Source organism: Telluria beijingensis, assembly GCF_030770395.1.
GTDB lineage: Bacteria > Pseudomonadota > Gammaproteobacteria > Burkholderiales > Burkholderiaceae_D > Telluria > Telluria beijingensis.
The window spans coordinates 5,387,870-5,399,533 of sequence record NZ_CP132480.1; the positions used below are offsets into that span (position 1 = coordinate 5,387,870).

11 protein-coding genes are annotated in these 11,664 nt (G+C 68.5%); 3 read left to right on the forward strand and 8 right to left on the reverse strand.

The features are described 5' to 3' along the window. Positions 1 to 22 precede the first annotated feature (22 nt). The 5 genes from Q9246_RS23740 to Q9246_RS23760 form a co-directional block, all read right to left on the reverse strand. The gene (locus Q9246_RS23740; protein ID WP_306393604.1) at positions 23 to 742 is read right to left on the reverse strand and encodes a MarC family protein; all 720 of its coding nucleotides are present in this window, start codon (positions 740 to 742) and stop codon (positions 23 to 25) included. Between the two features lie 84 nt (positions 743 to 826). Further along, positions 827 to 1,219: a pepsin/retropepsin-like aspartic protease family protein gene (locus Q9246_RS23745; RefSeq protein WP_306393606.1), complete on the reverse strand. Its 393-nt coding sequence runs from the start codon at positions 1,217 to 1,219 to the stop codon at positions 827 to 829. Next, positions 1,216 to 1,413: a hypothetical protein gene (locus Q9246_RS23750; RefSeq protein ID WP_306393608.1), complete on the reverse strand. Its 198-nt coding sequence runs from the start codon at positions 1,411 to 1,413 to the stop codon at positions 1,216 to 1,218. Before Q9246_RS23750 ends, Q9246_RS23745 begins: the two co-directional genes overlap by 4 nt. A gap of 45 nt (positions 1,414 to 1,458) precedes the next feature. After that, positions 1,459 to 1,809 carry a trypco2 family protein gene (locus Q9246_RS23755; protein ID WP_306393610.1) on the reverse strand — a complete coding sequence of 117 codons (351 nt, stop codon included), beginning with the start codon at positions 1,807 to 1,809 and terminating at the stop codon, positions 1,459 to 1,461. 146 nt (positions 1,810 to 1,955) lie between these two features. Next, positions 1,956 to 2,441, reverse strand: a complete 486-nt coding sequence (locus Q9246_RS23760) for a GNAT family N-acetyltransferase (RefSeq protein WP_306393611.1) — start codon at positions 2,439 to 2,441, stop codon at positions 1,956 to 1,958. A 69-nt stretch (positions 2,442 to 2,510) separates the two neighbouring features. Between Q9246_RS23760 and Q9246_RS23765 the strand changes: the two genes are divergently transcribed. The 3 genes from Q9246_RS23765 (at position 2,511) to Q9246_RS23775 (ending at position 5,921) form a co-directional block, all read left to right on the forward strand. Continuing rightward, positions 2,511 to 2,957: an MFS transporter gene (locus tag Q9246_RS23765; RefSeq protein WP_306393612.1), complete on the forward strand. Its 447-nt coding sequence runs from the start codon at positions 2,511 to 2,513 to the stop codon at positions 2,955 to 2,957. A gap of 81 nt (positions 2,958 to 3,038) precedes the next feature. Beyond that, positions 3,039 to 4,019, forward strand: a complete 981-nt coding sequence (locus tag Q9246_RS23770) for a PP2C family protein-serine/threonine phosphatase (protein WP_306393614.1) — start codon at positions 3,039 to 3,041, stop codon at positions 4,017 to 4,019. 360 nt (positions 4,020 to 4,379) lie between these two features. Next, a complete protein-coding gene (locus tag Q9246_RS23775; RefSeq protein ID WP_306393616.1) occupies positions 4,380 to 5,921 on the forward strand; it encodes an FHA domain-containing protein in 1,542 nt (513 codons plus the stop codon). Between the two features lie 483 nt (positions 5,922 to 6,404). On the opposite strand, the gene Q9246_RS23780 is transcribed toward Q9246_RS23775, so the two are convergent. Genes Q9246_RS23780 through Q9246_RS23790 form a run of 3 tightly spaced genes read right to left on the reverse strand, consistent with a single transcriptional unit; the run spans position 6,405 to position 11,644 of the window. Further along, positions 6,405 to 7,295 (reverse strand): pirin family protein, encoded by an 891-nt coding sequence (locus Q9246_RS23780; protein WP_306393617.1) that lies wholly within the window; start codon positions 7,293 to 7,295, stop codon positions 6,405 to 6,407. A 46-nt stretch (positions 7,296 to 7,341) separates the two neighbouring features. Continuing rightward, positions 7,342 to 9,600, reverse strand: a complete 2,259-nt coding sequence (locus Q9246_RS23785) for a bifunctional serine/threonine-protein kinase/formylglycine-generating enzyme family protein (RefSeq protein ID WP_306393619.1) — start codon at positions 9,598 to 9,600, stop codon at positions 7,342 to 7,344. A gap of 10 nt (positions 9,601 to 9,610) precedes the next feature. Continuing rightward, positions 9,611 to 11,644, reverse strand: a complete 2,034-nt coding sequence (locus Q9246_RS23790; RefSeq protein WP_306393620.1) for a coiled-coil domain-containing protein — start codon at positions 11,642 to 11,644, stop codon at positions 9,611 to 9,613. Positions 11,645 to 11,664: the final 20 nt, after the last annotated feature.

Sequence of the window (11,664 nt, forward strand, 5' to 3'; positions counted from 1 at the left end):
CCGGGATGCACGCTCACCAATTCTAACCACCAACGATCGCGCGCACCGTCGCCATGTGCGTGGGGACGGACATGACCTCGAGCAGCAGTTCGCGCAAGCCATCCCAGACGATCTGCACGCCGAGGCACAGCAGGATGAAGGCGGTCAGGCGCAGGAAGACCGCCGTTCCGGCTTCGCCGATGAAACGCAGGAAGTGTTCGCCGTAGCGGAACGCGAGATACAGCAGCACGCCGATGACGGCCAGCGCCACCAGTGCGCCGCCCATGCGCGCCAGCGAGATCACGATCTGCGCGTCGTGCAGGGCGACGCCCACCGTGATGGCGACCGCGATCGAGGCCGGACCGCAGCTGATCGGAAAGGTCAGCGGATAGAAGGCCTGGCGCTGGGCATGGTCGGGCGTGAAGGCCTCGGCCAGCGCCGCCCGGCTGTCCGGCGTGCTCGGCGTCGCCCCGAGCAGGCGCCACGCCACGGACGCGAGGATCAGGCCGCCGCCGACGCGGACGATGGGCAGCGAGATGCCAAAGAAGTCCAGTACATACGAACCGATGAGCATCGAGCCCGTCATCAGCCAGAACATATTGCGCGCGATGCGGCGCGCCAGCAGCGTGCGGGTCGCGGGCGAGGCGCCTTCGGTCATGCTCAGGAAGATCGGCGCCGTGGCGGCCGGATTCAGGATCGGCAGCATGGTCACCAGTACGAACAAAAAACTCCTGGCCACGGCCAGTATCAACTCGAGGGTCATGGAAATGTAGGATGGGTCGTCGCCCCACACTCTACATGACGCGCGGCGGTCGCTAACGCACGGCTGGATGCGACCGTTCGACAGTCAGGTCCAATGCCATGCCTGGTCGTCGAATCCGATATTGAATGGCGTCAGGACGGCATTCCGGCCCGCCAGCGGCAAGGCGGTGTTGGTCGGATCGAACAGGACCGCGATCTCGATGCGGCGCCCCTCGACCATGACGGCGACTTTCTTCAAGAAGAGCAACGACATAACCATGCCGCCTGCCGTACCGACTGCCCGGGGAGTTGCCCGGCTCAGGTCCAGCCCGGCGGCCGTCGCGGCAAGTGCGGGAAGCTGCAAATAGTCGGCTCCCGTATCGACCAGGCATTTGTGGGTAACCGTATTCTGGTATCCGGGACTACCGACCAGCCTGACGTCGGCATACGGCCGGTTGCCCACGAATGCGGCGCTGCGTGCGAACCAATGGCTGCTCACTGCAGTATTCCTGTCGGCAGATAGGCGATCGTGATGCTGCTGAGCGGGATCTGTTGCCTGACCAGGTAAGCGACCAGGTCGTCGTAGCGCTGGCTTTCTCCAACCAGCCGCTGCGCATCGACGGCGACCCACAAGTCGCGCGGAACGTTCTGTAGATGGTTGTCGATCCAGATCGAGCCTGCATGTACTGACATTCCAGCCTCCGAGGAAAATGCGGTGGCCGCTGCTATCCGCCGCAACTACTCACTGTTGTTCGCGGATGAACGCGCCTTCTTGCCGGACTGGCGCACGATCGCAGGCGCAGGCGGAGGAAGATCCAGCACCGTCTGGCTCGCCTGCATGGCCTGCCCCGGAATCGCCTTGTACTTGACCCTGATCGTGTTTGCCTGCTCGCGCTTGGCCGCCGCGCCGAATTCCATGACCCATACCTTCAGGCCGGCGCTACCGCTGGCCTCGACCTTCACCGCGAATTCGACTTCGCATTCCTCGAACTGCATGACGGGAGCGCCACGCTGTCGCGCCGCACGATCGGCTTCTTGCAGTTGCGTCGAGATGTGCTGTAGCACATCCGCCAGTTCGAACCGCGCCATGCTGCCTCCATACGAGAAGAGTGACCGTTAGCACTGCATCAGCACCAATATACGCTTTGTAATTGCCGCTGCAATCATCTCTTCTGCCAGTTGTGGCTTTTTGAAAAACATTCTCCGCGTGATGACGCGGCCGCATCGAACGATATTCAACCGGCGTCGCCATCCGCCCATCCCAGCCGCATGGGATTGAAGTACAGTCCCTTCGCGCACTGCATCGGCCCGACCCGCACGAAGCCGAAACGCTCGTACACCGGCACCGCATGGTTCGACGCATTGACCGTGAAGTTGCCGTCGCCGCCACGCACGATGGCCGTCGCCCTCGCCACGTTCCACAGCTTGCGCGCCAATCCCCGTCCATGCCAGCGCTTGCCGACGAACAGGTGGAACAAATGGCTGTTGTCGCGGATCGCGATAAACCCCGCCAGTTGGCCGTCGTCGAGCGCCACGTGATACACATGGCCCAGCGCCAGGAATGTGCGCACGCCCATCTGGTCGTTCTCGGCCAGGAAGGTCGCGGCGCCTTCGGGCGTCGATTCATGCACGATGAACTCGAGCGCCAGTTCGCGCAGCAGGGCCGCGATGGCCGGGGCCAGCATAGGGATATCGGTATCGACCAGCGGTCGGATGTCCATGAAACGGATTGAAACTGTTGCGTGGAACGTAAACATAGCACAGCGTTGATTTGCCATAAGGCAATTTTCTTGACGACCGAGCCGGACCCACCCTACCATGGTCCGACCGTGCCGAAAGCGATCCTGCCGCGTGTCTTCCATCCTGCCGCCGGCGCCGCCCCCAGGCTCCGCATCCCCCTGACCCAGCCGCTGCGCCATGCCCGCTACCGCCGCATCTGGCTCGCCAACCTGGTCTCCAATCTCGGTACCTGGATACAGACCTTCGCTGCGGTCTGGCTGGTGGCCTCCCTGTCGCAATCGGCTTCGATCGCCGCGCTGGTCCAGACCGCGACCTATGCGCCAGTCTTCCTGTTCGCGCTGCTGACCGGCGTGCTGGCCGACGCCGTGCACCGGCCCAAGTTCCTGTGCCGGCAGCGTGTTCTGGGGCCTGGTGGCCGATGCCTGGGGCGTGCGCGCCGCCCTGGCGGTGGCCGGCGCCTGCGTGGTGCTCAATGCGCTGGCGCTAATGGGCGGTAACCGGAAAAATCCCATCTGATCGGCACATTGCCAACGTTGAAAGAGGTGTAGAGTATCGGCATCGTCCCGCTCATATTGCCAATGCCAGTCACCCTCGCCGATTTCCGCTTCGCCCCCTGTTTCGACGTGGCGGTCGCCAGCCGCATCGGCTGCGGCCCCGCCACGCGCGCCGAAAACCAGGACAACTTCGTCGTCATCGACTTCGATGGCCGCGCCTGCCGGCTGCAAGACCAGCGAGCGCTCTGCCTGACCGTCGATGGCTGGCCGGCCGGGCATGGCCGGCTGGCGGTGCTGGACGGCATGGGCGGCCACGGCCATGGGCGCGAGGCGGCCGAAGCGCTGGCGGCGGCCCTGCTCGCCATGCCGCCCTGCGCCACGCCGGAAGAACTGGGCGAGCGGCTGGACGCCATCCACGCCGGCCTGCAGGCGCGCTTCGCCGTCGAGGGCGAAAGCACGGCGCGCCCCGGCACCACGCTGACCCTGCTCGAGCTGCGGGCCGGCGGCGCGCCGCTGCTGTACCACGTCGGCGACTCGCGGCTGTACGAACTCGATGCCATGCGCGCCACGCCGCTCAGCGTCGATCACGTGCCGGCCACCGTCGCCGCCCTCGCCGGCCGCCTCGACGAAGCGGGCTGGTGGCGCCAGGTGCACGGGCGCCACGCGCCGCAGATCGCCCAGGCCGTCATTCTCGGCAATGCCTTCGCCGACCCGGCGCGCCTGTCCGACCCGCTGTTCGCCCTGACGCCGAACAACCTGCCGTGCTGGCTGGGCCACCTGGCGGACCGCCGCGCGCTGTCGCTGCGGCCCGGCGCGGCCTATCTGCTGGCCACCGACGGCTTCTGGTCCTGCACCCAGCCGGACGGTTTCGTCGCCGGCTGGCCGGCGCTGCTGCACGACGGCCCGGACGCGGCGACCCTGGTCGAACGCCTGTTCGGCCTGCTGGAAAACGATCCGCCGGCCGGCCTGCAGCCCGATAACCTGACCGCACTGGTCGTGCGTCCGCTCGCCCGCCACGCGGACGAAACCGCGCTGCCGGTGGAAGCGGACCATACCGTCATTTAGCGAAGAGGAGAACCGGCATGCCAACAGCGACGGCAACGAGCGAGGCGGACACCACGATGGCGGTCGACGACTTTATGGCGCAACTCTCCCATCCCCGCTGACATGGCATGGGGCGAACCGGGCCTCGTTCGAGGTGCGCGGCATGGACGAATTGCGCGCCCGCACCCCGGCCCTGCGCGCCATCCTGGCCCAGTGGATTCCCCACGTCTGACATGCCACGGTGGCAGTTGCAAGTTCCTTCCGGGTTGATGCTTTTAGAAAATAATGTTGTTAATCAACGAACTTGGTGCGCCGTACGGTTCAAAAACAGCGTAAGCTAGCAATGTTTATTCCGACCATTATTTAACTTGCCGTTCTGACATGAACCGCTGCCGCAATCCCGCGCATCCGCACTGCACCGTCTGGGTCTTGCCCGGCGATGCCATGTGTGCGCACGGGCATGCCCAGCCCGCCGATGAAGCGGTGGCCGCGCCAGCGCCCGTGATGGCGTCGGCGGTGGCCGGGCTGCCGTCGAGCTTCGACGCCATCACCGCCCTGCGCAGCCGGCGCAACACCGAAATCAGACCGGTCGCGACCGATCGCGTGGTCCACCTGCAACGTCCCCAGCTGCACATCAGCGGTTTCGATCCGCGCGCGGCCGGCGGCCGCCAGGCGATCCGGCTCGAGCTGCGCGGCATGCCGATGGATTGCGCGCCCGAGGTGCGCATGCTGGTGCGCTCGGCGCTGCGCCTGCACGGCGGAGAAAGCTATGGTTTCCAGCGCACCTCGCGCGGCGACTGGCGGCCGCTGTTCCTCGAATTTTCCTCGCGCGGCCTGGAACATGGCCAGTACCGGATCGAGATCGAGCTGCACAGCCGCCATCCGCAGGCGCCCGACGCGAGCCGCACCTGGACCTGCTCGCCGGTAATCCTGGTGCCGCGCCAGGACGCCAGCCTGGGCGAGATCCACCAGACCTTCCTCGCCACCCACAAGAACGTGCGGGTGACGGCGGACGACGCCGGCATCGCCCGGGTGAATGCGCCGGGCGGCGGACGGATCGACATCGACGTCACGGCGCGCAACGCCTCGATCGCCCAGCTCAACCTGGACGGCGGCGGCAGCGGCAAGATCGACCTCGGCATGTCGACCATCGCGTGGGACGAAGACCTGATCGAGATCGACCTGCCGGCCCCGGCCGCCCACCCCTGCCCGGCCACCGGCGCCTGCCTGGTGCATGCCGAGGCCGATTCCGCCACCCAGCGCCACGTGCGCCTGTTCGCGCTCGACGAGTGCGTGCTGGGCCGCTTCGAACCCATCGCACCCGAGGCCGAGCTGCTGCTGGCCCACCACGGCGAAGCCGGCATGGAGTACGGCGGCCTGACGCGGCGCCTGTCGGGCCGGCACGCCGTCATCCGGCGCAGCCGCCATGGCTTCGAGATCGAGGACGTGTCACGCTACGGCCTGCTGCTGGACGGCGTCTGGCCCGGCAAGCACATGCCGGTGCAGCTGCGGCTGGGCATGCGGATCGATCTGACGGCCAGCATCAAGGGCATCGTCACGCTCGAGGTGACGGCCCTGATGGCGCACGCCGTGGTGCTGCACCGGTTGGACGCCGGCGCGCGCGCCGAATGCTTCTACCTGATGGCGCCGGACTGCCTGCCAGCACCGTCGAAGGCGGCCGGCATGCCGCGCGCCGCCACGCTGCCGCTGCTGTTCCACCGCGATGGCGGCTTCTGGCAAGTCGACCGCGCCAGCGGACGCGAGACGCCGCTGGCGCCGGAGTCGGGCCTGGACCGCCTGCCGCAAACTGGCCTGGGCATCGCCGCGCGCTTCGTGGCGCAAGCCTATCCGGAGGCGCACGGCGGCCCCCGCGGCAGCGACGAGCGCCGCAGCTTCTTGCCGTCCCCCGCCTTCAGCGCCTGACTTCAGCCGTGAGGCGGAACCAGCACCAGGAAGACCAGCGCCGCGCCGGCCAGTAAAGCGGCTTGCAGGGCGAACACGATTGCCGGCGCCCGCAGATGTTCAGGAATTTTCATGGCATCACCTCTCGCATGCACGAAGCCCACGTGGGTGACGACAGCTTACGCCTGAATCAGCTGCCTTGCGCGCTGATTCCGTTAAATTAAGCGTACCCACTACGTCGTTCCCGCGAAGGCGGGAACCCAAGTTCCGCTAACGTCATCGAAACGCTCGCAGAATTAGGTTCCCGCCTTCGCGGGAAGTCGTTACCTCCAGTGGAGGTGACGACGATTTTTACGCTAACTTAACGGCATTACGCCGTGCGCGCGCCGATTCAGTCGTGGCGCCAGGCGGCCGGCAGCGGCGGCAGCGGGATGCGCTCGGTTTCTCCCGGCNGACGACGATTTTTACGCTAACTTAACGGCATTACGCCGTGCGCGCGCCGATTCAGTCGTGGCGCCAGGCGGCCGGCAGCGGCGGCAGCGGGATGCGCTCGGTTTCTCCCGGCACCGCCACGAAACGGTCCGCTTCCCAGTCGCGCGCCGCCTGTTCCAGGCGCTCGCGGCTGGTCGACACGAAGTTCCAGAAGATGAAGCGCTTGCCGTCGAGCGGCGCGCCGCCGATCACGACGAAGCGCGCGCCCTCGGCCGAGCTCACCCGCACCGCAGCGCCGGGCTCGAGCATGGCCATCGTGTTGGCGGCGATCGGTTCGCCGTCGACCTCGATCGTGCCGATCGGCGCGTAGAGCGCGGCCTCGTCCGGCAAGTTGTCGAGTTCGATCGCGGCGCCGGCATCGAGATGCACATCCAGGTACAGCGTTTCGGCGAAGGTCGGCACCGGCGAGGTCTGCCCGAGCGCGGTGCCGACCAGCACTCTCACCCTGGCGCCAGGAAGATCCACTTCGGGAATGCGGTCGGCCGGCGTGTGGCTGAAGGCAGCCGGCGCTTCTTCGTGTTCGCGCGGCAGCGCGGCCCACAATTGCAGGCCATGGGTGCGGCGCGCCTTGTCCAGCAAGTCATCGGGCGTACGCTCGGAATGCACGATGCCGCTGCCTGCCGTCATCCAGTTGATCGCGCCCGGTTCGATGCGCTGCTCGGTGCCCAGGCTGTCGCGGTGCATGATCGCGCCCTCGAACAGGTACGTGACGGTGGCCAGGCCAATGTGCGGGTGCGGCCGCACGTCATGGCGCGACCCGGGCTCGGCCTCGACCGGCCCCATGTGGTCGAAGAACAGGAAGGGGCCGACCGACTGTTTCGCCGCCGCGGGCAGGATGCGGCGCACGGTGAAGCCGCCGCCCAGGTCCTTGTCATGCGATTTGAACAGGTGTGCGATGGTCATTGCTGGGTCCTGGATGGAATGACAATGCTCGACTTTACACCGAATCTCAGAGTTCGCGTACCACCCTGAAGCCCACGATATCGTTCGACAGCACGGCCGAGAAACCGTTGCGCAGCGCGGAACGCAGGTAGCGCGGGTTGTACAGCCAGGAGCCGCCGCGCAGGATGCGCCGCACCTGGTCGCCGCCCGTCTCCCAGGCGCTGCCATCCAGCGGCGCGCCCTCGTAGTTGTCGTGCACCACGTCCTGCACCCACTCCCAGACGTTGCCGTGCATATCGTGCAGGCCCCATGCATTGGGCGGGAAAAAGCCGGCCGGCGTGGTGCCGTGGCGGAAGTCGCCGCGCGGTCCGCCGTTATAGGTGAAGCTGCCGTCGAAATTGGCTTGCGTGGTCGAGATGGTGTCGCCGACGTTGAACGCGGTCTTGCTGCCGGCGCGGCAGGCGTATTCCCACTCGGCCTCGCTCGGCAGGCGATAGCGCTTGCCGGTGGCGGCGCTCAGCCATGCCACGTACTGCAGGGCATCGAACCAGCTGATGCCGACCACCGGATGGGTGTCGTCCTGCGGGAAGCCGGGCGACTCCCAGTTCACTTCGCCATGCTGCTGCCAGCCGCTGGCCTGTACGAACACGCGCCATTCGCCGACCGTGACCGGATGGCGGCCCATGGCGAACGGGCGCTCGATGCCGACCCAGTGCTGCGGGGTCTCGCGCGCGATCCAGTTCTTTTGCGAGCCGGCCGCCATCGCGATGCGGCGCTCGTGGTCGGGCGAACCCATCTCGAAGCGGCCGGCCTGGATCGGGACCAGGGCCGGGCCGCTGCCGCTGCCGTCGATGAACGGGTCGTGCAGGGTGCCGCCGGCATCGAGGGCGGGCGGCGCCGGCGCCACGGCGGCGGGGGCCGGCGCGGAAGGCTCGGCCGCGCGCGCGGCTTGTGCGGCCAGTTCTTCTTCGCGCGCCTTCTTCTGCTGCGCCAGGTAGGCCGCCGCGGCCCTGGCCTGGGCAGCCTTGCGCGCGGCTTCTTCCTTGGCCGCCTGGGTCTTCGCGACCTCTTCGTCGCGCTTGGCCAGCAGTTGCTGGCGCAGCAACTCCTTGCGCGCCAGCCGCGCTTCCTCGGCCGCCGCGCGCTCGCGCCGCTGCTGCTCGCGCAGCTGGATGCGGCGCTGCTCGTCCAGCCTGGCCTGGACCACCGCGGCGGCGTCGGCTTCCTGCTTGCGGCGCGCCGCCAGTTCGCGCGCTTCTTTCTCCTGCTCGGCGCGGCGTAGCGACTCCTGCGCGGCCAGCTCCTCGGCCGACGGCCCGGCCGCGGCGCGGATCGCGTCCAGCAGCGCGTGTACGGTGGCCGGCCGCCGCGCCGGGTCGCGGCCGAAAGCGCCGCGCAGCGCTTCCCACTGGCGCGCGCCCAGCGTTTCGGGCACCGTGCCGCCAGGCTCGCCGGGCAGCACGCCGGTCAACAGCTGGTGGATCATCACCGCCACCGCATACACGTCCAGCGTCGGTTCCGGCACCACGCCCTCGCTGGACGCTTCCGGCGCGCGGTAGCCGGCCGTGCCCGACGTCGCCGGTGCGTCGAGCGGCGACATGCCGCCGCTGGCGCGGGCGCGCGCCGCGATGCCGAAGTCGAGCAGTTTCACCTCTCCCCGGCGCGTGACGAAGACGTTGCCGGGCTTGATGTCGCGGTGGACCAGGCGGTGCTTGTCCCAGGCGTAGTCGAGGGCGTCGGCGACCGGGTCGAGCAGCGCCAGCACGCGGTCCAGGGGCAAGCGCTGCTCCCTTGCCAGCACGGCGTCGAGGTCTTCGCCCTCCAGGTATTCCATGATCAGGAAGAAGCTGGCCGTGGCTGGATCCTGGGCCCATTCATAGACCCGCACGATGTGCTCATGCGCCAGGCGCCGCGCGCGGGTGGCTTCCTGGATCAGCAGCTTGGCGTGGCTGGCGGCCTGGGTGAGGTGCGGCGGCAGGATCTTGAGCGCGACCTGGGCGCTGTGTCCCAGTTCGGCGTGGGTCGCGAGGTCGGTCGCCTGCCACACCTGGCCCATGCCGCCGTGCGCGATCAGGCGCTCGAGGCGGTAGCGGCGTGTTTGGGGGCCGATTTCCTGGCCGGCCATCAGGCCGATCTCGGTGCCCGGACGGATCGGTTCCGGCGTGGGGCCAAGCTCGGTGCCCGGCCCCTGGGCCGCGGTCCGCTCGGCCGGCGTGTAGGCCGCGTCCAGGATCGCGTTCTTGCGCAGGTCGAACTCCTGACGGCTCAATAGCCCGTCTTCGTGCAGCGCGCGTAGTTCGCGGATCTTGTCGATGGCAGTCTGCATTGCTGTCAAATCACGCCGTCAGCGTCGCTCCACACGCGGCGCAGAAGCGGTCGCCGGGCCTGGCCGGGTGACCGTTGGCGCACAGGCGCACGCCTGCAACACTAGTGGAAAGCGCGGTGGCAAGCGCCGCCTGCGCGTTGAGCGCGGCCTTGTTGACGTCGTTCTGCATCGCCAGCAGGTCGAGCTGGTGGCGCCGGTCCTTGTCGACCTCGCGCTCGCGGCGCACCTGTTCGTCCGCCACCCGCGCGTCGGCCAGCGCCAGGTCGATCTTGCCGGCGCCGGCCACCCCGGCCAGTGCCGTCAGCTGGTCGCCGTCCATCGTGGCATGCACGCGCGTTTTGAGGTAGTCGGCCAGCACGGTGGCGTTCGGCGCCTCGGCCAGCGCCAGCTTCGCGGTATCGTCCATCGCGCCCAGCGCCGCGGCGCGTTCCATCGCCACTTGCGCCAGCGCGATCTCGTGGGCCCGGTCGGCCGCGCGTGCGCCTTCGGCGATGCCCGCGCGGCGCTCGTCCGCTTCCAGCGTGACGTCCTGCATGCCGCGCGCGTGCGCGGCATCGGCCTCGATCGTGCGCAGCAGTTTTTCGTGCTGGGCCTGGGCATCGGCGCGGCCGGCGCCGCGGCGCACGCTGTCGATGCGCTGGCGCGCCTGTTCGTCTTCCCATTCAAGCGCCCGTTCGGCGCTGCGCAGGCGCGCCGTGTGTTCGGCCTGGCCGATGTCGCGCAGGCGATCCGATGCTGCCTGCTCGCTTTCGCGCAGGCGCACCAGCTCGGCGCGCTGGCGGGCGGCGTCCTCGATCTGGCGCGCCTGCTCGATCTTGTTGCGGATCTGCTGCTGCAGCAGTTGCTGCGAGAAGCGCTGCTGCGCCAGCTGGCGCGCCTGCGTCGCCTCCTGCTGGGCGCTCGCCACCTCGGCGCGCATGCGCACGCCGGCCAGCGCGCGCAGGTGCTGCCACTCGGCCGCCTCGTCGGCGCGCTGGGCGTTCTTTTGCCCCATCTCGTGTTCGAGTTCGGCCAGCACCTCGGCGGCGCCATTGGCCAGCGCCTGCTGGCGCGACTGGGCTTCGAGGATGCGGCCATACAGCTCGATCTGGCGCGCCCGCACGCCGTGGGCGCGGTCGGCGCCCTGCAGCGACAGCTCGGCGCGCGCGATCGCGTCATCCTGGCGCAGTTCGGCGCGGCGCAGGCGCAGCCGCCCCTCTTCTTCGCTGCGCTTGATGCGCTGCCACTCCTCTGCGGTGTACAGCTCGTCCAGCTGGCGGCTGTGGGCCAGCTGCACGTGCTTCTCGTCGGTCGCCAGCCACAGGCTGCCGATGCGGGCGCGGTTGGCGTCGTATTTGTCGTGGCGCAGCTCGAACGTCTCGACCGCCGTCACCGCCAGGCCGTAGCCGGCCAGCAGCGTCTTGAGGCCGCCCTGCAGGCGCTGGTCGAGCTGTTCGCGCAGTTCGCCGTTGGCCGCCAGCTCGCGGATCGAACGCGCGCCGATGAATTCGAGCGCCAGCTGGCGCACCGGATGCGACAGCAGCTCGCGCAATTCCTGGGCGCCGATCGTGCCGGGCGTGGTCATGAAGTGGCGGGCGAAGGCCGGCACGTTCTCGATCCTGACGCTGACCGTGAAGCGCAGCGCGATGTCGAGGTGTTCGCAAGTGGGAACGTCGTCGAACGCGAACGGCACCGCCAGGGCGCCGGTGCGGGTGACCAGGATTTCGGCGTGCTGGTCGCGCAGCAGGTGGTTCAGACGGGTGAAGAAACCCTCGATCTCGTACTCGCCCTGCGGCACCTCGGTGGCCTTGTCGCCCTGCAGGATGAAGCCGCGCGCCGTGGCCGGCACGCGCAGGGTCTTGACGAACAGGCCGGACAGTTCGCGCACGCCGAAGAACACGGCCAGTTCGTCCGGCCCCGGCACCCAGCGGTTCTCGACCAGCACCGGCTTGTTGCGCGGCGCGCCCAGGATCATGCCGCAGCCGGCGCAGTAGCGCGCCTCAGGCCCGTTCCTGCACTCGCAGCGCGGGCAGCTGGCGCCCTTCGTTCCGAACATCTGCAACATATCCGACTCCGTTTATCGTG